Source organism: Rhodanobacter sp. MP7CTX1, from assembly GCF_014205795.1.
Lineage (GTDB): Bacteria > Pseudomonadota > Gammaproteobacteria > Xanthomonadales > Rhodanobacteraceae > Rhodanobacter.
This window is the reverse complement of record NZ_JACHCN010000009.1, coordinates 183526-207648: the sequence shown is the minus strand read 5'-3', so window position 1 is coordinate 207648 and position 24123 is coordinate 183526. Positions and strand designations below refer to the sequence as shown.

Annotated in this window: 14 protein-coding genes; 5 read left to right on the top strand and 9 right to left on the bottom strand. The window is 62.9% G+C overall.

What is annotated here, in order from left to right; translation table 11 throughout:
• The coding region (locus tag HDE77_RS20545) for a PKD domain-containing protein (RefSeq protein ID WP_184417809.1) at window positions 1-1496 on the top strand (1496 nt) is incomplete at its 5' end.
• Window positions 1497-1752: 256 nt separating this feature from the next.
• Here HDE77_RS20545 and HDE77_RS13035 read toward each other — a convergent pair.
• The 9 genes from HDE77_RS13035 to HDE77_RS12995 all read right to left on the bottom strand — a co-directional run bounded on the left by HDE77_RS13035 (window position 1753) and on the right by HDE77_RS12995 (window position 11807).
• Complete coding sequence (locus HDE77_RS13035; RefSeq protein WP_184417807.1) at window positions 1753-2823, bottom strand: hypothetical protein; 1071 nt, start codon at window positions 2821-2823, stop codon at window positions 1753-1755.
• A complete protein-coding gene (nadE, locus tag HDE77_RS13030) occupies window positions 2820-3806 on the bottom strand; it encodes an NAD(+) synthase (protein WP_184417804.1) in 987 nt (328 codons plus the stop codon). The genes HDE77_RS13035 and nadE overlap by 4 nt, the downstream gene beginning before the upstream one ends.
• A gap of 83 nt (window positions 3807-3889) precedes the next feature.
• The gene (locus HDE77_RS13025) at window positions 3890-4840 is read right to left on the bottom strand and encodes a HemK family protein methyltransferase (protein WP_184417802.1); all 951 of its coding nucleotides are present in this window, start codon (window positions 4838-4840) and stop codon (window positions 3890-3892) included.
• Complete coding sequence (locus tag HDE77_RS13020) at window positions 4837-6411, bottom strand: AMP-binding protein (RefSeq protein WP_184417800.1); 1575 nt, start codon at window positions 6409-6411, stop codon at window positions 4837-4839. The genes HDE77_RS13025 and HDE77_RS13020 overlap by 4 nt, the downstream gene beginning before the upstream one ends.
• On the bottom strand, window positions 6408-6674 hold the full coding sequence (locus HDE77_RS13015; protein ID WP_184417798.1) for an acyl carrier protein: 267 nt from the start codon (window positions 6672-6674) through the stop codon (window positions 6408-6410). Before HDE77_RS13015 ends, HDE77_RS13020 begins: the two co-directional genes overlap by 4 nt.
• Before the next feature lie 62 nt (window positions 6675-6736).
• A complete protein-coding gene (gene asnB, locus HDE77_RS13010) occupies window positions 6737-8686 on the bottom strand; it encodes an asparagine synthase (glutamine-hydrolyzing) (protein ID WP_184417796.1) in 1950 nt (649 codons plus the stop codon).
• 20 nt (window positions 8687-8706) lie between these two features.
• Complete coding sequence (locus HDE77_RS13005) at window positions 8707-9378, bottom strand: J domain-containing protein (RefSeq protein ID WP_184417794.1); 672 nt, start codon at window positions 9376-9378, stop codon at window positions 8707-8709.
• A 213-nt stretch (window positions 9379-9591) separates the two neighbouring features.
• Window positions 9592-10626, bottom strand: a complete 1035-nt coding sequence (locus HDE77_RS13000; RefSeq protein ID WP_184417792.1) for a glycosyltransferase — start codon at window positions 10624-10626, stop codon at window positions 9592-9594.
• 206 nt (window positions 10627-10832) lie between these two features.
• Window positions 10833-11807, bottom strand: coding sequence for a sulfotransferase domain-containing protein (locus tag HDE77_RS12995; RefSeq protein ID WP_184417789.1), 975 nt, complete (start codon window positions 11805-11807; stop codon window positions 10833-10835).
• 327 nt (window positions 11808-12134) lie between these two features.
• On the opposite strand from HDE77_RS12995, the gene HDE77_RS12990 reads away from it, so the two are divergent.
• From HDE77_RS12990 to HDE77_RS12975, 4 genes are all read left to right on the top strand, one after another.
• Window positions 12135-13067, top strand: coding sequence for a cupin-like domain-containing protein (locus tag HDE77_RS12990; RefSeq protein WP_343206108.1), 933 nt, complete (start codon window positions 12135-12137; stop codon window positions 13065-13067).
• 69 nt (window positions 13068-13136) lie between these two features.
• Window positions 13137-14078 carry a cupin-like domain-containing protein gene (locus HDE77_RS12985; RefSeq protein ID WP_184417787.1) on the top strand — a complete coding sequence of 314 codons (942 nt, stop codon included), beginning with the start codon at window positions 13137-13139 and terminating at the stop codon, window positions 14076-14078.
• Between the two features lie 145 nt (window positions 14079-14223).
• The gene (locus HDE77_RS12980; protein ID WP_184417785.1) at window positions 14224-16122 is read left to right on the top strand and encodes a non-ribosomal peptide synthetase; all 1899 of its coding nucleotides are present in this window, start codon (window positions 14224-14226) and stop codon (window positions 16120-16122) included.
• Window positions 16119-24113: a non-ribosomal peptide synthetase/type I polyketide synthase gene (locus HDE77_RS12975; protein ID WP_184417783.1), complete on the top strand. Its 7995-nt coding sequence runs from the start codon at window positions 16119-16121 to the stop codon at window positions 24111-24113. Before HDE77_RS12980 ends, HDE77_RS12975 begins: the two co-directional genes overlap by 4 nt.
• Window positions 24114-24123 lie beyond the last annotated feature (10 nt).

Genomic DNA, 24123 nt, shown 5'->3' with positions numbered 1-24123 from the left:
TGCAACTGGCGGCCAGTGATGGCAACAGCGTCGTGGTCAGCAGCACCGGTCCGGCCGGCACGCCGATCAGCGGAAACATCGGCTATAGCGTGGCCGCAATTCCTGCGCGTCACATCATCACGGATCTGGCACCGAGCACCGGCTACACCGTTACTGCGTCCACCAACAATGGTGTGCAGAGCATTCTTGTGAGTGTCGGTGGCACGACCATGAGCAGTGCCAAGGGCGTGCTCGACTTTACTGAAGGCACGACCGCCTCACTCGCGGCCAACTTCACCAGTACAGTCAGCGGCCTGACGGCGACCTTCACGGATGCGTCCACTGATCCGGGTGGCACCATCAGCGCGTATGCGTGGACGTTTGGCGACGGCAGCACCTCGACCGCTACCAGCCCAAGCCACGCCTATACGACGGCCGGCACGTACAGCGTGGTCGAGACCGTCACCGATAGTGTCAGCGGCAAGACCAGCTCCAAGTCTGCCTCTGTGACTGTGAGCAACCCCGGTGGTACGCCGACGGCCAATTTCACCAGTACTTCCAGCGGCCTGACGGCGACCTTCACGGATGCGTCTACCGATCCGGGTGGCACCATCAGCGCGCATGCATGGACGTTTGGCGACGGCGGCACCTCGACGGCCACCAGCCCAAGCCACGCCTATACGGCGGCCGGTACGTACAGCGTGGTCGAGACCGTCACCGATAGTGTCAGCGGCAAGACCAGTTCCAAGTCTGCCTCTGTGACTGTCGCCAGTACCGGTGGTACGCCGACGGCCAATTTCACCAGTACGGCCAGCGGCATGACGGCGACCTTCACCGATGCGTCCACTGATTCGGGTGGCACCATCGGCGCGCATGCATGGACGTTTGGCGACGGCAGCACCTCGACCGCCACCAGCCCTAGTCATGTCTACGCGGCGGCCGGTACGTACAACGTGGCCGAGACCGTCACCGACAGCGTCAGCGGCAAGACGAGCTCGAAGACCGCCGCAGTGGCCCTCAGCAGTCCGCCGAGTGGTTCGTCCGAGCTGTTGGGCAACACCGGCTTTGAAAGCGGCGCAGCCGCACCGTGGGCAATGACCGCCGGCGTGTTGTGCAACGTCACCATCTGCAAATCTGAAGTCCCGCATAGCGGTACGTGGTTCGCATGTGTGGATGGCTGGGGTTCGACCCACACCGATACCCTGGCGCAGGCGGTGACCATTCCGAGCGGCAAGAAGCAGGCAACCTTGACGTATTACCTGCATATCGATACGGCGGAAACCACGAAAACCGCGGCTCATGACACGCTGAAGTTGCAGGTACTCAACAGCTCAGGCAAGGTGCTTTCGACCCTGGCGACCTACTCCAACCTCAACGCTGCCGCTGGCTACACGGTATACACGAGCAACCTGGCTGCTTATATCGGTCAGACGGTGACGATCAAGTTCACCGGTCAGGAAAACGCTTCAAAGCAGACTTCATTTGTCCTGGACGACATCACCTTGACGGTGCAGTAAGTCAGATTCATCCGGCAGCTGCGCAAGACGTGCAGCTGTTCCGGTCATCACACGGAAAGAGTCCGGTCGCAAGACCGGGCTCTTTTTCTTTATTTGGCACCGGCGCACTGCGGCGGCTCGTATCAAATACTGTCTAGACGGTACTCAGGAATTTTCGCAATTCTAGATTGCCGGAAGATCGCGCTGACGTCGCCGCATCAGTGCCACCCCGGTCAGTCCATAAGGACGTCCAATTCACGGATGTCCTGATGAGTCGCTACTCGTCTTCATCGGCCGCTGTCAGGTGAAAATCCGCCCACTGTTGCGCCCCCGCCGTTCCATGTTCATGCAACCAGCGGCCCACGATCGGTTGACCTTCACGCTCGACGAATCCAGCGGCCAGCCAGCCGGATAGCTTCGCTGCCGGTGCAGCGTACTCGACGGATACGGCGGCGTACCGTTCGTCGCGGCGAGCTGCGCGGATCAAGGCATCGATGTGTGAGCGGCGCATGCCTTGCGCGGCGTCGCATGACCAGAAATCACGTACATGCAGAGTCGTACCGTCGATCTGGCATGCGAACCATGCGAGCAAGGAATCCTTGCCGGACTCAGTCAGGCACAAATAACGCGTTTTGATACCGGGCAGTGCATCGAAACGCCAGCGCAACATCGCCGCATCACGTATCGCAATCACTCCGCTGCCGTGTTCGGAATTGAGCCAGAGCTCGTCCATCCGCGGGTCGGCACAGTCGTGCCAGATGGCGACAAGGCGTGGCTTGCGTTGGGCACGCAGCATACGCTGCCCGTCGCGCAGGCGATCGACTAGCCATCCCATCGGTCGCGCCACAAACTTTGGCATTACGCGTGCGAAATAGCTGCCATGACGCAAGACGCACGAGAATCTTCGCAGCTCGCCAATCACCGGATAACCGGCGCGTTGAACCACAGCGGTTGCCTTGCGATTGGGGAATCCGTAAAGCAGATCGAAGCGATCGGCAGCGGCAGCCATGAGTCCTGCCTGCAGTATCAGCGCCGGGCCAAGAGTGCGGTGTTGGGCAGTGACGGCCATGTCGACCAGCACGCCAGCACGCATTTCGCGGCCCTGCCAGAGCATTCGGCGCGGCCCGGTCGCACAGGTGCCGACGCAAGCCGCCTTGGGCGTGTAGTTGAGCAACTCCAGCAGTGGTGTGCCCCAGGGGCAGCCAAGATAGAACCAGTCGTACTTCGCTGCATGATGTCGCGTCTCGTCGCCCAGTGCGCCTTGCCAGGTCGACAAGACCACGTCACGATCGCGGACGGCATCACCGACGCAGGCAACGTAGACTGGCTCGGGAACGGCAGTATTCACGCGCGCGTGTCCGTGGTCTCTTCGGTCAGCAGGACCGGTGCCATATGCAGATATCGCGTACTGCGACGTTTATTGGCAATGTCATCGTAAACCGCTTGCGCGGCCTTCGGCGCCATGTCGAGTACGCGAGCCAGATCCGCCGCCGGCAGATCATGCTCCAGTGCCCAGAGCGCCAGATCCATCGATGCCCACGGCAGCGCGAAATAAAATTCGTCCTGCCCCTGCGCCAGGCTGTAGGTATCGGTTGTTGGTGCTGCCGTGGCGACGCTTTCAGGCAGGCCGAGGTGCCTCGCCATCCCGTACACCTGGGTCTTGTACAAGTGCGCAATCGGTTTGACGTCGGCCGATCCGTCGCCGTTCTTGACGAAGAATCCCTGATCGTATTCGAGACGGTTTGGCGTGCCGACGACGGCGTAATTGAGACGGTCCGCGTGGTAATACTCGAGGGTCTTGCGCAGACGTTGCTTGAAGCTGGTGGCGGCGACAATCTGCAGGTACTCATTGAGGCCCAATGCTTTCTCGTGCATCGCGCCCTCGGGTGACTGCGCGATCAGACGGAAGTGATTGATGCGTCCTTCGGCGCCCCCGGCGATGGCGATTTTCATGCGCCAGTCCTCTTCATATTCCGGCAACACCCTGCGCACGGCCTCGTCGCGCGCTTCGTAACAGCCGATCGCCGCCAGTGCCGGCGCGATATCGAAGGTTTCCGCGCGCACGCCCAGATGGGCTGCTAGTGCGCGTGCCTTCACTGCGCTTGCGTCCGCTGAATCACGCTCGGGAAGGATCAGGGTGAACACGCGCTCGGGGCCCAGCGCCTGCACAGCCAAGGCTGCACAAACCGCGCTGTCGACACCGCCGGAAATGGCCACCACCAACCCGCGCTTGTGCAGCGTGTGTGCGGTGACCTCACGCAGTCGCTTGGCGATCCGCTCGACTTCCTGTGCGTAGTCGAGATCGAAAACACCCCAGTTCAATGGTTCCATGTCGCCTCCGGCAAGCGTAGATGACGCGAATATTCAACAGGATGACAAGAGACGAAAGGCATGACTCCCGTTCCGAACGAGTCTCAACTTCGCCGTGCGAGGATGGCACGGCTGGCCCCATTGCCGTCGACCAGCGCGCGGACTTCCTGGAAGGAGTGGTCCCGCTGCAGCCGCTTGGTCAATGCCGCTCCCTGTCCCAGCCCCACTTCGAATGCCAGCCAGCCGCCCGCACGCAGGAAACGTGGTGCGTCCTCGATCAGGCGCATCAGGATGGTGACTCCGAACGGGCCGCCGTCGAAAGCCAGCCTTGGTTCGTGATGGGCGATCTCGGCAGCCATCTGCTCGACCCTGGTAGTGCGGATATACGGCGGCGCGCCGACGACCATGTCGGCCTGGTTCAATTTGGCGCTGGCGATATAAGGTGGATTGCTGACGATCAGGTCGACATGGCCGAGGAAATCGGGCGTTTCGAACGATGCGAGCAGATCACCGGTGCGAAACTCCACACGTGTCTGCAGTCCGAGATGGACGCCGTTGCGTTTGGCGAAGGCGATGGCATCTTCGCTTAGGTCCGTGCCGAACACTTCCGCGTCCGGTACATGATGGGCGATCGCGAAGGCCAGATTGCCGCAACCGGTACCGACGTCGATGACCACCGCCCGCTGCCGCATCCCGGGTTGCTGCAACAGTTCGATGCTGGCGCGCGCGAGCTGTTCGGTTTCCGCACGGGGAATCAACGCTTGCGGGCCACACAGCATTTCCAGTCCCATGAATTGCTGACGCCCGGTGATATGGGCCAGCGGCTCGCCGGCCAGACGACGGTCAACGAAATGCTCCAGGGTCTGCAGGGACGGACTATTCGCGGGCAACTCCGGCAGTTCGTCGTGCAACGCGGCAACGGCGGACCTGGGATCTCCCGTTGCCGCGTGCCAGAGCGCGCGCAGCGTGCTGTCCGGGCTCTCTTCCGGCTTGTCCGGCAAAAGTTTCAGGCCAATGACGAGACGATCGTGCAACTTCCGGTAGGTGTCGTTCACGCGTGATCCTCCGGCGGCATCTGTTCGAGCAGCGCCTTCTTGCTGATCTTGCCGGTGGCGGTCCTGGGAAGATCCGTGCACAGCACGATCTGCTGCGGCACCATGAAATTCTCCAGGTGTGTGATGCACTGGGCGCGGATCTGCCTGCTGCTCAATGACGTCTCCGGTTCAAGCACCACATAGGCGCGGATAGCCTGCCCCAGCAGTGCATCAGGAACGCCCACCACGGCGACTTCGCGAATGCCGGCAATGGCGAGCATGGCGTTCTCGACTTCGGCCGGGCTCACCTTCTCGCCGCGGGTCTTGATGATGTCGTCGCTGCGTCCGACAAAGTAGAGATAGCCGTCTGCATCCACGCGAAACAGGTCATGCGTGCACAGCACCCGCTCGCCGGGCAATTTGCCGGGACGCAGCATCTGTTCGCTGAGGTCGGGGCGATTCCAGTAGCCGAGCATCACGTGCGGTCCGCGCACATGCAGGATACCGGTCTCGCCAACCGGCGTGGGGTGCCCGTCGGCAGACAACAGATAGACCTCGGTGCCGGGAATCGCCTTGCCCACCGAACCAGGTTTCGACTCTGCCAGTTCCGGCTCCAGATAACTCACGCGCTTGCATTCGGTGAGCCCGTACATCTTGTAGAGCAGCGCGTTCGGAAAAATATCGCGCAAGCGGCTGGCCGATGCGTCGGCCAGTGCCGCCGCCGTATTGGTCACCCGCGTCACGCCTGCAAAGCACAGCGGCTCGCGCTGGTGCAGCGAAATCAGCGTCGCAAAGATCGTCGGCACGCCGGGAAACACTGTCACCCCGAATTCCTGCATGCGCGCGAACACCTGCGCCGGGTAGGTGAACGAGCGTTCGAGCACCAGCGTTGCGCCAAGGTGCACGGCCATCAGCAACTGATACAGGCCGTAGTCGAAGGCCAGTGGCAGGACGCACAGGATACGGTCGTCATGATCAAGGCGCAGGTACTGGATCAGGCTGCCCGCGGCAAACATCATCGACTGATGGGTCTGCATCACTCCCTTCGGATTGCCGGTGCTGCCGGAGGTGTAGATCAGCGCGGCCAGATCGAGCGGGATCGTGGCAGCGGCCTCGGCGAGCGGGGTGCTGTCGTCGATCACGCTGCCGAAGGAGGGGATGTTGTGTCCGGCGGGCACGCTGCCGGAACTGATCACTGCTGCAAGCCCAGTCACCCTGGCGAGCACCGGCAGGAATTCCTTGGAAAGGTGGTCGTCGGTCAGCAGAAGCTTGGCGCCACTGTCGTCCAGGATGAAACCGAGCTTGTCGCTCTTGGTCTGCGGGTTGATCAGCAGGAACACGCCGCCGGCAAGCAATGCCGCATAGATCGACACCACACACGGCCAGCTGTTGTCCATGTAGATGGCGACACGATCGCCCCGTTCGAGGCCATGTCCTCGAAGCGATGCTGCCAGCCGCAATGCGCTGTCCAGCAAGTCATCGTAGGAATGGCTTTCACCGTCGATGACGGCTACGGTCTTGTGCGCAAGTGCAGGGTCCGTGGCCGCAGCCAGCAGGCTCTCATGCAGCAGGCGTGCCGGATGCCGATTCATCGAGTGCCTTGCAAGCGACTGACGAAACGCACCATGTTATTCACCGAATCGAAGTTCTCGGGAAGCATCTCGCTGGCCTTGACCTCGATGCCGAACTCACCTTCGAGGAAAAGGATGATTTCGAGTACGCCAGTGGAATCGATCACACCCCGTTCCAGCAACGAGGCATCGTTGTCCAGCTCGTTCTCGTCACTGCTGAACATGAGATTTTCAAGGATGTAGCCACGCACCTTCGCTTCGATGACGGTAGTTTCGCTTGACATGCTCTTCCTCGATGTGGGAGACCGGTCGACCGGAACGACTTGCAAAACGCTATCAGCGCGGACTACGCGCCGGATCGGCGCAGGAATGATTCGTCGAGCAACATGGTGGAAAGGATACCGACGAAGGCCTGATTGTCGGCGAAACCGATAGCCCGGTTGTGGCGACACTTGTCGAACAGCCGGCCCACCATCGCGGCGTTGAAGTAGCCGGCGGCGCGAATGCGTGCGCCGCCCATCAGGTCGGCCACGTAATCCAGCGGTTCGCCGTCGAAGAAGAAGCTCTGGCTGTCGGGGGCACGGTACGGTTGCTTGGTCCGTTTCAGAATCTCGTCCGGCAACAAGCCCGCCAGCGCACGGCGCAGCAGGTATTTCTCGGTGAGGCCGCGGATCTTCCAGCTTGGCGGCAGCCGTGCGGCAAATTCGATCAGGCGGTGATCAAGGTAGGGGAAGCGACCTTCCACCGAATTTGCCATGGCCACGCGGTCGCCTTGTGCAGGCAGCAGATAGGCGGCGAGCAAGGTTTTTGCCTCGACGTACTGGTCGCGACTCAGCGGACTCCACGACATGATGTCGGCAGGCAGGCGTTTCTCGTACCAGGTAAGCGGATCCCAGTTGCCCACGCTTGCCCGCAATTCATCCGACAGAAAGGCAACTGCTCGCTGCGAGGTGATCCAGCGCGGGGCATGCGCAAAGATGGGCCGGTCGATATGCTCGAGGCCCCGTTTGAAGAACGCTTGTGCAAGCGCCTCGCTGGCAACCGGGGAATGGTCGAGATAGCCGTATAGACGTCCAAGAAGTTTTGGCCGGAATGTCGATGTTGGTTGTTGCGCCCAGAAGCGACGTATCTTTGCCTCCTTGAAAATGTCGTAGCCGCCGAATACCTCGTCGGCGCCTTCGCCGGTCAGTACCACTTTGTAGCCTTCCTCGCGCACCCGCCGTGACAGCAGCATGAGCGGCGCGGCGGCGGTGCGCAGGATCGGCGTCTCGGTGTGCCGGATCAACTGCGGAAACGCTTCGCCGATATCCCTGCGCGAACAGTGCAGGGTGGTGTGATCCGTGCCGAGATAACGGACCATGGCCGCCTGGTGTTCGCTCTCGTCGAACTCGGCGTCGTCGAACGCAACCGAAAACGTGCGCACCGGCGTTTCCGTGAAACTCCGGATCAACGCCACGATGCCGGAAGAATCCAGCCCTCCACTGAGATAGGCGCCCACAGGTACATCGGCGCGCAATTGCAGGCGCACCGCATCGATCAGCAGTGCGCGCAACTCGACGGTCGCATCCTCGACCGAAGCGTATGCGCGGCTCGCGCTCGCGGGCTCGCTCAAGGAAGGGAAGTTCCAGTCCCAGTAGCGTGTCAGCGTTTCGCTGCCGTCATCGGAAATCGCCAGGATATGTCCGGGCGGCAGGCTATGGATACCCTTGAACAGGGTGTTCGGATCGACCGGACCCCAGTAGCTGAAAGTCTGTACCAGACCCAACGGATCGAGCGTCGCATATTGCGGAAGCACAGCCAGCAGCGACTTGATTTCCGAGCCAAACCACAGGTTGCCCGTGGCGCGCGTGTAGAACAATGGCCGGATGCCAGCCCGATCCCGGGTGAGCAACAGACGGCGCCGTTCGTCGTCCCATAAGGCGATCGCGAATTGCCCGTTGAGGTGTTCGACGAAGGCATCGCCGTATTGCTCGTACAGATGCACGATCACTTCGGTGTCAGACCGCGTGTAGAAGCGGTGGCCTTGCTGCTCCAGGTTGGCGCGCAATTCCACGTAGTTGAAGATTTCGCCGTTGAATACGGTCCACACGTTCTGTCGCTCGTTGTGGATCGGCTGCTCGCCGCTGACCAGGTCGATGATCGACAGCCGCGCATGGGCGAGTCCGATGCCCGACCCGACATGGAAGCCGTAACCATCGGGCCCGCGGTGATGCAGGGTATGTATCATCCGTTCGAGGATGACGCGCGCTTGCGCGGGTACCGGCAGCTCCCCACAGAATCCTGCAATTCCACACATGGTCGGTGGCTTCTCGCGGTCTAGTCGTCGCGCTTGGGCGTTGGATGCGGGGACGGCGTCTTGAGTGGACGCAGCGGCGAACTGTACCAGTCCACCACTTTGTCTTTCTCGAAGCGAATCCATGACGGTCCGTAGTCCCAGCGATTCTCGCCGACCAGCATGGGGTCGCCTTCGATGGCGCGCACGGCATCGGTGTCCATGCCGAGTGCAATCGTTGATGGTGACGCCGATTCGTGATGGTCGGCAAGGTGACTGTCCGAAGGACTCTGTTGAGACGTCGTCGCCGGCTCAGGCTCGGCGTTCCCTGAAAGCCATCCGGAATCCCACAGCAGCCACGCGATGAAGGTGAGCGCTGCGGCCACGACCAATAGCCATCGCCAGCGCCGTTGTGGTGCTCGGGCGATCGACAGGGCAGGTGCCGGAGACGGGCTGGCTTCGACGGCAGGGTGTCGCACGGGAGGGGCGCCGGGAAGACGCCCGTGCTGACGTTCGAATTCCATCGCGGCGCCGTACATTGCCGTAAGGTGCTGAAGTCGCTCTGCGGCTATCGCGCTGGCACCATCATCGTCACGGCGGTCGGGATGCAGCACGGCGACGCGGCGGCGATAGGCCTGCTTGAATTCGGCTAGCCCGCAACCTGGATCCAATCCCAGGATCTTGTAGAGATCGAGAAAGTCAGTCTCGCGCGCCAAGCCATTCCCCTTAAGGGTGGTGCGCCGCCATGATCGGTTTACTCGGTTGGCGTACGCATCTACCTGCTTCCTCGACAGGATACTTTAACGACGGCCACCGTGGGCATGCTCCACAGGGCATGCCCGGGATGTCTGCTGCACAGGATCGGCGCGGGTGGCCTGGCGCGCTCGTTGAGCGGAAATCCAAGCATCAATTTCGCGATGGGGCCATCGTCAGGCCTCAGTCTGGTAGCGAGGCATCCTTGCCAGTTGCTGACCGCCAACGAGCCACATCAGGCTTTTCGCTGGCTTGTAAGCCTGTCGAAGCGACCGTGTCAAATAGGCGCGCCCAAAGTGGTCATGGCGTTGCTCAAGCAGGCAACGGCCAAACCAGTAGTCGGCCGCAGCCTGTGCACGCTTGAGCAGAAGCTGCGATTCAACGCTATCGACCTGGCCAGTGGCGCGAAGGTTGGCGAGCACATGTTGATGCATCAACGCGCGGCGCCAAGTGGACCCGGCTCTGCCCAGTTGGTCGGCGCGCCCGGTTTCGCGATGAAATCCGACATGATCGAGATAGCCACCCACACCGGTCAGGCACAGGCGCGCGGAGAAATCCCAGTCTTCAAGATATCGATAGCGAGGATTGAAAGGTCCCGCGGCAAGTGCAGCCTGCATGCGGATGACCAGGCCCGACAGAAAGAACAGATCACCGAACAGGATTGCAGGAAAAAGGTCACCGAATTCGAGTACTCGTGGTGGGCTGTCAACGCCAGCCGGCGGCTCTAGTGATCGCTGTTGCAGAAGCTCGGCATGGAAGCCTTCGGCACGCCAGCCGGGGTTTCGAGCCCGAACAATCCCCTGTTCATACGTGTTCCATTCAAGCGAAGTCTTTTCGCCCTCCAAAGTCAGAAATTGCAGTTCCGGGACTTGCTGGAACGCGACGTCGGCAAACCCCAGTGCGTCCGGCAGCAGCATGTCATCAGAATCGAGAAACAGAACCAGATCTCCCGTTGCGGCCGCGAGTCCGCAATTGCGGCCCACCGACGGTCCCTGGTTGACTTCCAATCGCAGGATCCGCACGCGCGCGTCTTGCTGATGCGTGGTCTGCAGGGCTTGCATCGTGCCGTCAGTGGAAGCATCGTCGACGACGATGATTTCCATGTCGTTGGTCATCGTGCTGGCCAGTACGCTGGCGATCGCGCGCGCGACCAGGGAGCAACGGTTATGCGTCGGGATGATCACGCTGAATGCGGGAGGCCGGCGCGACATGGTGGGACCGTGCGAAGGCGAGAGTTCCATTGGGCGCGCCTTTCGATGCATATGTCAAGGTTTTGTGACGATGTGCGAATTCACGATGCGTTGAAGCTGGTTGCGGGCGGACGCCTTGTCGACTGCCGGTCGGTGGTTTTCCCCTGCTCGCCTGTTCAGGTTGCCGCCTCGGGATGCTGCTGCGTGAAGGTGGTCAGTCGGCCCACTTATCGCCGAGGCGGGGACTGCCAGTGACCGAGGTCGCGCCCAATCAACGTCGACAACCGCTCCACATCCGGCGCGCACAACTCCCGCAACTGATCGTCGCGCGGGTCAGGCTGTGCAACGCGGTGTGGCTTGCGGCGAATGGCCGACAGCAGCCGGCGTCTGGCGTCATAGGGAAACACGGCTTGCGACAATGGCTTTATGCCTGGCAACGCGTAGATGGCGTTGATGCAGCGTTCGAGAGGCGATTTCTTCTGGGATGTCTCGTTGTATGTGCGAAATTCGGGTTGAAACGAATTGTCGATGTCGAGAAACGAAAGGACCTCCTTGAACATCGCTTGCGGCGCGTTGGCGATGTCTTCAAGCAGGATGACTTTTACACGATCGCGCCCGAAAACGGATTGATAGCGCTCCACCTGTGGTGCAAAGCGACTGATGGAAAAATAGTCGAGGTATTTCGGGGTGCGGCTCGGTTGCCGGATGAACAATGCACCGTGTGCAGTGGTCCCGGCGCCTATGGCGTCGTAAAAGTCGGCGACATCTTCCAGTTGGATATGTAGCAGGTCGCGATGATAGGAGCGCATCATGTCGACCGGTGGTCGAAGCGTCAGGAGAATGCTTGCGCCCGGACAATTTTTCTTGATCATTTCGGGTGCTGATTCGGAAAACAGATAGTACGGCGAGGCATCGCCGCGCCATGCCGATCTTTCGCTGCCCTTGTAGAGATCAAGATAGCCGCGGTAGTCCTTGATGGAAAATCTATCGACGATTTCGAGGTCCGGGCAAAAGTGATTCGGCTCCTTGGTACGCCAGTAATCGCTTTCGTTTGCGGGAAAGAAAACCCGCGGATGCCGACGCAGATATTCATACAGGGACGTGGTCCCACATTTGGGTGCGCCGACCAGGAACAGGTTGGGAATCGGGCCTACCGTCACGTCGTTTTCCACATGAGCGCCCCCCGTAAGTTGCGGAATCATGACTGCCACCCGGCGAACCCGTGCCCTCCGGGCTTACTGGTCATCTTTGCACGTTGCCCGGGTGCGCCCGGGCGAGTCCCTGCCAAAGATCGTTCAGCAAGCCGGTGGGGTGAGAGGCGCGTCGGCAGCGGCCAGGCGCGGCCCCCGGGCCCACATGGCGCCCAACGGGCATGCTCTGGCACCCCTGTTGGACAGTATTTTGCCCCCATTTGAGGGGTATAGTGTGCACTGAAGCACGGAATATCGCGGTACGATCATGTAAAGCGAGCTATCGCCGCGGCATCGGGTGGTTCGGCAGGGTCGCACCGGGGGAAGGGGGTGGCAGACGTGAGCACAGTGTCCTCAGTGGCGACAGGTGTCGCGACCGACGATTACCCACGCGACGAATGCGTCGTCGAGCGCATCAGCGGCATGAGCGTGGACGAATTCGTCCGCCGCTATCGGAAGCCCCGGCGCCCGGTGATACTGACCGACGCGCTGCGCGACTGGCAGGCCTGTGGCCGCTACACGCCGGAGTATTTCCGGCGCGAGCATGGTGATCGCCCGATCAGGATACGCGGGCGCGACTACCGCCTGGGCGAAGTCATCGAACTGCAGCAGGCCTCCACCGCCGAAAGTCCGGGTCCGTATCCGTGCACCTTCTCGGACTGCCGTGCGTTGCTGCCGGACATCAGTCCGCGGTTTGCCTACAGCCTGCCCAATCGCCACACCCATTCGCTGGTCCCCAAGCGCGTGTTCGAGTGGGTAAATCATCTGGAGATCTTTTTCGGCGGCCCGGGTGGTCAGTTCCCGTACCTGCATTACGACTATTTGCGCATGCATGCGTGGATCGCCCAACTTTACGGTGACAAGGAATTCACCCTGTACGAACCCGGCCAGGAAGAACTGCTTTACATCGATCCGGCGAAACCCTGGTTGTCCGGGGTCGAACATTCTGAAAATCCGGATTTCGGGCGCTATCCGCTATTTCGCCAGGCGCGCAGCGACAAGGTCGTCGTGCGGGCCGGGGAGGCACTGTTTCTGCCGTGCGGCACCTGGCATACGGCGCGCTGCCTGAACATGGGGATCACGATCGGCTTTGATCAGCTGGGGCCCGACAACTGGCGCGAGTTCGTCGGCGAGGTAGTCGCGGCGGAACGACGTGCTGGAAGGCGTTTCAAGGCCGCCGTGCTAGGTGCTTATCTGCGTCTGCTGGGGCCGGTGCTGAGCCTGGCGGAACGCTTCGGCGCGAACCGGCGCGGAGATTGGGGATTGGGTTAGCGGTGGTTTCACGATACGCAGCGGTGCGTTCGCCATGACGGGCGCGTCGACGCGGCACAGGAGGCAGGCATGAATGCTCGGGAATCGGTTGCGCTTGGAGAGTTGGATGTTGTCCGCCCGGCTGCGCCTGAGCCAGTGGAGCGCCGCGCCGGGTTGGGTGTGGCCGAGTTCATTGAGAACTATCGCAAACCGCGACGACCGGTGATCCTGACCGATGCGGCGCACGATTGGCCGGTGTATGGCCGGGGCACGCCGGATTTCTTTCGCCGCCACTACGGCGACCATACGGTGCGCGTGCGTGGACGCGACTATCGCCTGAGCGAACTGATCGACATGCTCGAAGCCTCGACGGCCGAGAGCCCGGGACCGTATCCGTGCAAGTTCGAGATCGCCAAGGATTTCCGCGAACTGCTGGGCGAGGTCACGCCGCGTTTCCAGTACAGCCTGCCGGATCGCCAGGCGAATCCGCTGGTTCCACAGGGGTTGTTCCGTTACGTCAACAACCTGGAAATATTCTTTGGTGGTCCCGGTGGCGAGTTCCCGTATCTGCACTACGACGTCATGCAATTGCACGCATGGATCACCCAGCTGCACGGCGACAAGGAGTTCACGGTATATGCGCCGGGACAGGAGCATCTGCTGTACGTCAACCCCGAGATGCCATGGCAGTCCTCGATCAAGAATCACCATCATCCGGATTACGAGCTATACCCGTTATTGCGCCAGGCACAATCACAAAAGATCGTGATCCGAGCCGGCGAAACACTGTTTCTTCCTTGCGGCTGGTGGCATACGGCGCGCAGTTTGAACATGACGATTTCGGTGGCGTTTGACCAACTGGGTCCGGAGAACTGGCGTTTGTTCGTTGGTGATGTGACCCATGAACGCCGCCGTCTGGGCAGCCCTGGCAAGGCACTGTTGCTCGGTACCTATCTCAGCGTGCTCGGGCCGCTGCTCGGTCTCGCCGAGCTCGGTGGTGCCAATCGACATTCCGGTTGGGGGCGGCGCTGAGAACATCGCTTGTCATTCAAGCAAGGTTTACTCGTACGTCATGCGGTCGGGTGTCGAGGCCATGTATTCCCGGGCACATGTCGCGCGCAGTCAAAGTGGATCGATTTGCAATGCGAGCCCGATACCAGGGGGCAGGGGCAACGGCGTGAAGACTCAAGCAGGGCCGGTAGGTCAGGAGCAAGTGTCGGCGATGGATGCAGCATCCGCGTCCGTGCTCGCGCTTGCCTGCGCCTCAACAACGGCAAGGCTGATCGGAACTGCCGTCGATTGCGACAACGCTGCGCTGCGAGGACGCCAGCGTGCATTGGCCGGGGCGATGAGCGCTGCGGGGGTCGGACCCGGCAGCGTGGTGGCCATCGTCGCGGAACGCACGCCGGATACCATTGCAGCGATCCTGGCGATCCTCGGTCTTGGCGCCGCCTATCTGCCGCTGGATCCGCAGTATCCACGCGAGCGACTGGCCATGATGCTGGCGGATGCGCGGCCGATGCTGCTGCTGGGTCGGGCCGATCTGTTGCCCGGGTTTGCCGGCAACGGGATCGCGATGTTGTCTCTGGATGCGGTCCCTGCTGACGCGGTCGGCGATCTTCCGCCCGTGATGGAGGATCCCGATGCGCTGGCCTATGTGCTGTTTACTTCGGGCTCCACCGGGCGGCCCAAGGGCGTAGCCATGCGGCGTGGCCCGCTCGCGCGGCTGATCGACTGGCACGTTGCCCATCCGCGACTGGGTACGCCTGCGCGCACGCTTCAATTTGCTCCGCTCGGCTTCGATGTGTCGTTCCAGGAAATCTTCTCCACGTTCGCCACCGGCGGCACCCTGGTGCTGCCGAGCGACGCGCAACGCCGCGATCCGTACGAGTTGCTTGCCTTGCTCGAGCGCGAGCGGGTTGAACGCATCTTCCTGCCGTACGTCGCGTTGCAGGCACTGGCCGAAGCCGTCGCTGCCGGTGGCGTGGTGCCGCGCATGTTGCGCGACGTGATCACGGCCGGCGAGCAGCTGCGCATTACCCGGGCAATCCGCGCGTTGTGCAGCGCGTTACCTGGCTGCGTGCTGCATAACCATTACGGACCGACCGAAACGCACGTGGTCAGCTCGCATGAGCTGTCGGGTGATCCGGCGAACTGGCCGGAGCTGCCGCCGATCGGGCGCGCGTTGCCGCACGTCCGCGTGCGCGTGGTCGACGCGCACCTGGACGATGTGACCGGTGATGCCGAGGGCGAGCTGTTGCTCGGCGGCGATTGCCTCGCTGCCGGATATATCCATCGCCCCGAACTGACCGCCGAGCGCTTTATCGAACGGGGCGGTGAGCGCTGGTATCGCACGGGCGATCGCGTGCGCAATGCCGGTGATGGTGTGCTTGACTATCGTGGCCGGCTGGACGAGCAGATCAAGCTGGATGGCTACCGGATCGAGCCGGCGGAGATCGAGGTTGTGTTGTGCCGGCATCCCGCGATCGCCGAGGCGATCGTCGTCGCGATGAATGCGATGGGAGGCAAGCGTCTGGTGGCACATGTTGTGGCGCAAGACGCCCAGGCCGATGAGGTATCGCTGGCAACCCTCCTGCGCGAACACTGCGAAGCCACACTGGCGCCATATCTGGTGCCGCAGGCATTTGTGTTGCATGTGGCGCTGCCGCTGACGGCGAGCGGCAAGATCGACCGTCGCGAGCTCGCGCGCGGCAGCGACGAAACCACGATGACGTGGCCTGCGCACGCGCCACTGGAGCAGCAGCTTGCCGGACTGTGGCAGCAGTTGCTCGGACTCGATGCATTGGACATTGACGCGAACCTGTTCGACGTCGGTGCGCGCTCGCTGACGGTGGTGCACGCGCTGACAGAGCTGCGTCGGCACGGCTATCGCAGCGTCAGCGTGGTGCAGATCTATGAGCATCCAAGCGTCGCGAAACTTGCGGCGTTGTTGCGCGCGCAAACGTCCTCTGCCGCACCCGAGATCACGGCGCCCGACACCGCGCTGACAAGCCGCGCCGAGAACCAGCGCAGTGCACTGTCCCACTTTGCCCGGCGCGGCGGAGACACGCGATGAGCGGCGCACCGGAAGGTATCGCGATCGTCGGCATGGCCGGCCGGTTCCCGGGTGCAAGCTCGATCGACGAGCTGTGGGCGAATCTGCTGGCCGGACGCGAGGGCATTACCCGTTTTTCGCCGGACCAATTGTCGCCGCTGGTGCCGCCCGAGCTCGCCAGTCATCCGCGCTATGTGCCGGCACGCGGCGTGATGGCGGATGCCGATCGATTCGATGCGGCGTTCTTCGGCATCTCGCCGCGCGATGCGCTGCTGATGGACCCACAGCAGCGGGTGTTCCTCGAGCTGTGCTGGAACGCGCTGGAACACGCGGGCGTCGATCCCCAGCGTTTTCCCGGCAGCATCGGCGTCTACGCCGGTACATCGAACAACAACTATCGCAAGCTGGTCGAATCGCGCGCGGACCTCGTGCAGGCGGCCGGCGAATTTGCCGTGATGCTGGCCAACGAAAAGGACTACGTTGCCACGCGAGTTGCCCATCGGCTTGATCTCACGGGGCCGGCACTCAGCATCCACACGGCATGTTCGACCTCGCTCGTGGCGATCGCGCAGGCGTGGTACGCGCTGATGAGCTGGCAGTGCGACCTCGCGCTGGCCGGTGGCATCAACATCGTCGTGCCGCAGGAGTCGGGCCACGTGCCGGTCGATGGCGGCATCGAATCGGCGGATGGCCACTGCCGTCCGTTTGACGCGCAGGCCAGTGGCACGTTGTTTTCCTCAGGTGGTGCGGTGGTGGTGCTGAAGCGCCTGGCCGAGGCGATCGAGCAGGGCGACACGATCTGGGCAGTGATCCGCGGTGTTGCAGTCAACAACGACGGCGGCGACAAGGCCAGCTTCGGTGCGCCGAGCGTGCGCGGACAGGCAGCCGTGATCCGACAGGCGCTGGCGAGCGCAGGCGTCGGTGCCGACTCGATTGGTTACGTCGAGGCGCATGGTACCGGCACGCCGCTTGGCGATCCGATCGAAGTTGAGGCACTGACCCGTGCGTTCCGCGCGGATACCGCGGCGAACGAGTTTTGCTGGCTCGGTTCGGTAAAGAGCAACTTTGGCCATCTGGTGGCAGCTGCCGGCGTGACCGGATTGATCAAGGCGGCGCTGGCACTCAGGCACGGCCGTATTCCGGCGACCCTGCACTACCTCGCGCCGAACCCGGAGATCGCGTTCGCGCAGACGCCGTTCCGCATCGCCGATCGCGAAATCGCATGGCCGCGCGGCGATACACCGCGACGTGCGGGTGTCAGTTCATTCGGTGTCGGTGGCACCAATGCGCATGTCGTGCTCGAAGAGCCGCCGCTGGCATCGTCATCGGCAGCAGGTCGGGCTGCGACGCTGCTGGTGTTGTCAGCGCGCAATGAGGAATCGCTGCGCCAGCGCGCGGTCAGTCTTGGCAATGCGTTGGCGGAGCACGGTGACGTCGGTCTGGCGGATATCGGTTACACCCTGGCGCTGGGTCGCAAGGCGATGGCAGCCCGCGCCTGCGTCGTCGCGCACAGCGTGGCCGAAGCGCGCGAGCGGCTGGGCAGCATCCAAGCGCGGTTGATCGGAACCAGGCCACAGCTGGTCTTTCTGTTTCCCGGCCAGGGCTCGCAGCACGCCAACATGGCGTGCGAACTCATCGCCAGTGAGCCGGTGTTCCGCGAAAGTCTTGCGCGTTGCTGCGAGCTTGCTTCACGCCATCTGGGCCGTGACCTGCGGGCACTGATCCTGCCGCCAGCCGGTGGCGAAGCGGCGGCCGAGGTCGTGCTTGCCCAGACCTGGTGTACGCAGCCGGCGCTGTTCGCCGTCGAGTACGCGCTGGCTGATCTGTGGGAGTCCTGGGGCTATGCGCCAGCGGCAATGATCGGTCACAGCATTGGCGAATATGTTGCCGCCTGTCGGGCCGGGGTATTCAGCCTGGAGGATGCGGTCGCGCTGGTCGTGGCGCGCGGCGCGGCGATGTTTGCGCAGCCGTCCGGCGCGATGCTCGCGGTACGGCTCGGCGAACTCGAGCTGACACCAAGGCTACCGAATGGGGTGGAGATCGCCGCGCTGAATGCTGGCGGCATGACGGTAGTGGCAGGTACCAGCGAAGCGATCGACGCGTTCGCCGCCGGCTTGGCCGATGACGGTGTTGCGGCATCCCGGCTGCGCGTCAGTCATGCGTTCCATTCGAAGCTCATGGAAGCGGCGCAGCCAGTGTTTCACCGCGCCTTCGACGGCGTGCGCCTGAGTGCGCCACAACGGACGTTCTATTCCTGTGTCAGCGGCGCGCCTATCACGGCGGAAGAGGCGATGTCGCCCGATTACTGGTGCCGCCAGGTGCGCCAGCCCGTGCGTTTCGCCGATGCGTTGCGTCACGTTCTGGCGCAGGCCACGACATTGTGCGTCGAAGTGGGGCCGGGGCAGGCGCTGACCGGTCTGGCCCGCGGCATGCTGGACGGACAGAGCCGCGCGATGGCCTCACTGGGGCCGGCGAACCAGCCCGGCGATGCCGGGGAGCATTTGGCCCGGGCCGTGGGCGAATGCTGGTGCACGGGCGCGGCGCCTGACTGGGACCGTTATTACGCAGGCCAGTCGCGCCGTCGCGTGGGCTTGCCGGGTTATCCGTTTCATGGAGAGCGTTACTGGATCGAGCCGGGCTCAATGGAAACCGGAGTGCAAACCGTGGCCGCGCCGACTGAGCGATCGGTCGCGACAGGAGAGAAGATCGTGCAGGAAGAAATGACATCAGCGCCGATGACCACGGCGACAACAGAGGTATCTCGCACACCACGACTGGCTGCTGAACTGCGTGGCTTGTTCGAGAACCTCAGCGGCGAGCGCATCGGTCCGCAGCAAGACGACGCGAGCTTCGTCGATCTGGGCCTGGATTCGCTGGCACTGACCCAGGCGGCATTGGAGTTGGAGCGGCGCTATGGCGTGAAGCTCAAGTTTCGCCGCCTCATGGAGGATCTGGACAGCGTGTCCAAGCTGGCCACCCTTCTTGATCAGAGCCTGCCGCCGGATGTCGCGCCCGCACCTGTGGCGGCCACTCCTGCTGCGGTGGCTTCTGCTGTCATCGACCCGGTCGCCACTGATCCTGCCAGCTCCCAACTTGCCAGCTCGAATCCTGCACTTGCGCAATTGATTCAGAGCCAGATGGCCTTGATGAATCAACAGACCGAACTGCTGCGGGCGTTGAGCGGCGCACCGGTTGCCGTGTTGGTTGCATCGCCAACCGCGTCGGCATCAGTTGGCGCCAGTACACCGACGGCGCAGACATCTGCCAGCGACGAAACCGTGCAGGCCGACCTGAAGGAGCGCCCGTTCGGGGCGTCCGCGCGCATCACTACGCGGCGGCAGTTTGCGTTCTCGACGGCGCAGAACAACTTCCTGGCGGACTTCATTCGCCGCTACAACGTGCGCAGCGGCAAGTCCAAGGCATTCAGCCAGCAACATCGCCGCCTGATGGCCGATCCCCGCGTGGTCACCGGTTTCAATCCGTTGTGGAAGGAGCTGGTCTATCCCATCGTCGTCGAGCGTTCGCAGGGGGCGCGGCTGTGGGACCTGGACGGCAACGAATACATCGACGTGCTGAACGGTTTCGGCGCGAATTTCCTCGGCTATCAACCTGACTTCATCGTTGATGCCGTCACTGCGCAGCTGAGGACGGGCATCGAGATCGGTCCACAGCATCCACTCACCGCCGAGGTTGCCACGCTGATCAGCGACATGACCGGCATGCAGCGCGTCGCGTTCTGCAATACCGGTTCGGAGGCCGTGATGGGTGCGATGCGCATCGCCCGCACGGTCACCGGCCGCAAGACCATCGTGATCTTCAAGGACTCCTATCACGGCATCTTCGACGAGGTGATCGTGCGTGGTAGTCGCCAGTTGCGCTCGATCGCGGCGGCGCCGGGCATCCTCGCGAACGCGGTGGAGAATGTGCTGGTGCTTGAGTACGGCAGCGACGAGGCGTTGCGCATCATCCGCGAGCGTGCGCACGAACTCGCGGCGGTGATGATCGAACCGGTGCAGGGTCGTCATCCGACGCTGCAGCCGCGTGCATTCGTGCAGGAACTGCGCAAGCTTTGCGATGCCGGCGATTGTGCGCTGATCTTCGACGAAGTGATCACCGGCTTCCGCCTCGCCCAGGGTGGCGCGCAGGAGTTCTACGGCGTACGTGCCGATATAGCGACCTACGGCAAGATCATCGGCGGCGGCCTGCCGTTCGCCGCGATCGCCGGCAGTACACGCTGGATGGACGCGCTTGACGGCGGCCACTGGCAGTTTGGCGACGATAGCTATCCCGAGGCTGGAGTCACCTATTTCGCCGGCACCTTCGTGCGCCATCCATTGGCGTTGGCCGCGGCACGCGCCGCGCTCAGCTACCTCAAGCAGCAAGGTCCCGCGCTGCAGACGTCACTCAATGCACGCACTGGGTCGCTCATCGATCGCTTGAATGCGGTGTTCACGTCGCGTCGTGCACCGCTTGAAGCTGTCGGTGCCAGCTCGTTGTGGCGTATTCGCGTCGATGAAGATCAGCCTTGCGCCAGCCTGTTCTGGTACGCGCTGCGCTACGAAGGTCTGCACGTTTACGAACAATTCAACTGCTTCCTTTCGACGGCGCATGGCGAGGCCGAGGTCGCACGTATCGTCGAGGCCGTGACGACCGCAGTTGATGCCTTGATGAGCGCGGGTCTGCTTCATCCGCGCGGCGCACATGAGGAGTCTGTTGCGAATGGCGAAGTCGTTGCCGTCGCCAGTCGCGCCGGCGAAGCCTCGAGCGCGAGGTGGCCGTCACCAGCATCATCGGTGGACACCGCCGAGTTGCCGCCGGACGTACCACTCAGTGATGGCCAGCTTGAGAAATGGCTGGGTTGCCAGTACGGCGGCGCGGCGATGCTGGCCTTCAACGAATCGGCCGCGCTCACTTTGGATGGGCCGCTCGACGTCGCCGCCTTCAGGCGCGCGCTGGCCACGGTGTGGAATCGGCACGAGGCGTTCCGGCTCAGCTTCGCTGCGGACGGCAGTGCCCAGTCGGTTCATGCCCAAGTGCCATTGCCGTTGCGCGAGCTCGACTATGCAGCGTTCGCAGATCAGGCCGAACGGCGTTTCACCGCGTATGGCGAAGAGCAGATGCGAATGCCGTTCGACACGACGACGGCACCGCTGGTGCGTTTCAGCCTGGTCCGACTCGATGAGCGCCGCCACGGCCTGCTCGTCATTTCGCATCACCTGGTGATGGACGGCTGGTCGCTGGCGGTTTTCATGGGCGAACTGGCGACTTGCTACAACGCTTGCGTCGCCGGTCGTGAGCCGGAGCTGGCCGTCGCGGAGTCGTTTCGTCGATATGTGCTGGACGAACGCGCGCGTCGCGCTGGAGATGACGTCGCCGGCCAGCTCGACTACTGGAAACGCCTCTACGCGGCGCCACCTGCACCCCTTAAATTACCGACCGATCGTGAGCCCTCGGGCCGCCCCGATTTTGCCGCGAGCACCGCGCGACATGAATTTCCCGCGGAACTCGCTGCTGCCCTGAAGCGCGAGGCGCGACGTCGCGGCGTGACCTTGTACAGCCTGCTGTTGACGAGTTTCGGTGTCCTGCTCGCACGGCTTTCCGGACAGCGCGACTTTGCCGTCGCGATTCCGTTTGCCGGACAGGCGCTGGCGGGCAGTCGCGTGCTGATTGGCGATGGGGTCAACACGTTGCCACTACGACTGGATATCGCGTCCGACGTACCGTTCGCGGAACTGGTGAGTCGTACCCATGGCGCACTGCTGGATACGGCGGAGCATCAGGATCTGACCCTGATGAACATCCTGCGCGCGCTCGGCCTGCATCGCGGCCGGGCGCCATTGACCGAGGTGATATTCAACCTCAATCCGCGCCTGCCTGATATTGCCTTCACTGGGTTGACGCAGGAGTTGCACGATTGTCGCCGGCCGGCGCTGATGTGGAATCTGTTCTTCAATCTCAACGACACGGGAAAGACGCTCACGCTCGACCTGCATTACGCGACGGCGCTCTACGATCAAGCCACAATCCTTCGCTGGATCGCGTTGTACGAAGCGTTGCTCGGCGCGATTGCGCAAGGCTACGAGGGTAGCGTTGCCGCGTTGCCGCTTTCCGCTCCACATCGTCAGACAGTTGCACCGTCGGAAACCGACGCACCGCACGGCGACGGAAAGGCCGCCACGCTGCTTGCGCTGATCGACGCACAGGTCGCGCGCACGCCGGAGCGGATCGCGGTGGAAAGCGACGGCCGCTCGCTGAGTTACGCGGAGCTGGACCGCCGTGCGCTCGCGGTCGCGCACGCGCTCGTGGCGCGCGGTGTCGGCGTCGGCGAGCTGGTCGGCATCTGCATGCCGCGCGGTGTGGAGATGCTGGTCGCCTTGCTCGGCGTCATGAAAAGTGGTGCGGCTTACGTTCCGCTCGATCCAGCGTTTCCGAATCAGCGGCTGCGCTACATGGCCACCCATGCGCGATTGCGCCACGTCGTGGCGCTGACCGCCGAGACAGTTCCGGAAGCGATCGCCGAGGGGCGTGAGCTACTTACGCTGGCCGCCCTCGATCCATCGCTTATGGCACCGACGCCTTTGCCCGCCGTGGGTGGTGGGGACCTCGCCTATGTGCTGTACACATCGGGCTCGACCGGGCAGCCAAAAGGCGTACGTGTGCTTCACCACAATCTGGTCAATTTTCTGACCAGCATGCGGGAGCTGCCGGGTATTGCCGCCCACGATATCCTGTGCGCCGTCACCACGCTGTCGTTCGATATCGCCGGACTGGAACTCTATCTGCCGTTGATCGTCGGTGCGCAGGTGCTGATCGCGAACGACGAGCAGCATCGCGACCCCGACCTGTTGCTGCGCCTGGTCCGCGAACGTGATGCCAGCATGTTGCAGACCACTCCTTCATTGCTCCGTCTGCTGGTCGAGGGCGATCGCGTCGAAGCGATTCGCAACCTGCGTCTGCTGGTCGGCGGCGAGGAGCTGCCGCGGGAGCTCGCCAACACGGTGGCCGCACACTGCCGCGAATTGTGGAACATGTACGGCCCGACCGAGACGACCATCTGGTCCACCCTGACGCGCGTGGAACCGGGCGTGGGCGCGGTGTCGTTAGGGCGGCCGATCGCCAATACGCTGATCCATCTGCTCGATGCGCATGGCCAGCCGGTGCTGATGGGAGAGATTGGCGAAATCTGGATAGGCGGCGATGGCGTAGCCGATGGCTACCTGTTCCGTGCTGACCTCAGCGCAGAGAGATTCGTTCCCGATCCGTTTGCGGCGGATGGCTCGCGGATGTATCGCAGCGGTGATCTCGGCAGCCTTCGCGATGGCCTCCTGTATTTCCACGGGCGGGTTGATCAACAGATCAAGTTGCGAGGCTATCGCATCGAGCCCGGCGACATCGAGGCGGCAGCCCTGGCCGAACCCGGCACGCGAGAGGCGGTCGCGGTGGTACACACATTCGGCCCGAACGATCAACGCCTGGTGTTGTACGTGGTAAGCCGAGCCGTCGATCCGACGCTGGCGGAGCGTTTGCGTGAACATCTACGCGAGCAGTTGCCACCGTACATGCTGCCACAGCACATCGAATGGCTGGAGGCACTGCCGAAGACGCCGAACGGCAAGATTGACCGTAAAGCGCTGCAGCCGCCCGCGGCCGCAGCCGGCCTGACGCACAGGACAGTCGCGCCTGCCGCTACGGAGGTACGGGCAAATGCCCTGGCTGATCCGCGCGAAGAATATCTGGCCGCCATCTGGCGTGAACTGATCGGCGTCGAGGATGTGCGTGGGGGAGATAATTTCTTTGACCTCGGAGGGCACTCGCTGTTGGCGGTTGAATTCAGTACACGCGTGCAGCGGGAAACCTCGGTTCGCCTGGCATTGCTGGACATTGCCACCGGGACGCTCGCGTTGCTGGCGACCGAATTGCCCAAGGCCGCGTTTTCGCGGACTTCCACTGACACGGGTTCGCGTTCGCCTTCGCTGCTGGCACGTCTGCGTCGCCGGCTGGGGTTACGCTGACATGCGCGGG

What these genes read in the sequence shown, in the direction of transcription:
- nadE (WP_184417804.1), bottom strand. Translation starts at nt 3,806, where the DNA reads ATGGAACCATTGAACTGGGGTGTTTTCGATCTCGACTACGCACAGGAA.
- HDE77_RS12985 (WP_184417787.1), top strand. Translation starts at nt 13,137, where the DNA reads ATGAATGCTCGGGAATCGGTTGCGCTTGGAGAGTTGGATGTTGTCCGC.
- HDE77_RS13000 (WP_184417792.1), bottom strand. Translation starts at nt 10,626, where the DNA reads ATGTCGCGCCGGCCTCCCGCATTCAGCGTGATCATCCCGACGCATAAC.
- HDE77_RS12975 (WP_184417783.1), top strand. Translation starts at nt 16,119, where the DNA reads ATGAGCGGCGCACCGGAAGGTATCGCGATCGTCGGCATGGCCGGCCGG.
- HDE77_RS13015 (WP_184417798.1), bottom strand. Translation starts at nt 6,674, where the DNA reads ATGTCAAGCGAAACTACCGTCATCGAAGCGAAGGTGCGTGGCTACATC.
- asnB (WP_184417796.1), bottom strand. Translation starts at nt 8,686, where the DNA reads ATGTGTGGAATTGCAGGATTCTGTGGGGAGCTGCCGGTACCCGCGCAA.
- HDE77_RS12995 (WP_184417789.1), bottom strand. Translation starts at nt 11,807, where the DNA reads ATGATTCCGCAACTTACGGGGGGCGCTCATGTGGAAAACGACGTGACG.
- HDE77_RS13020 (WP_184417800.1), bottom strand. Translation starts at nt 6,411, where the DNA reads ATGAATCGGCATCCGGCACGCCTGCTGCATGAGAGCCTGCTGGCTGCG.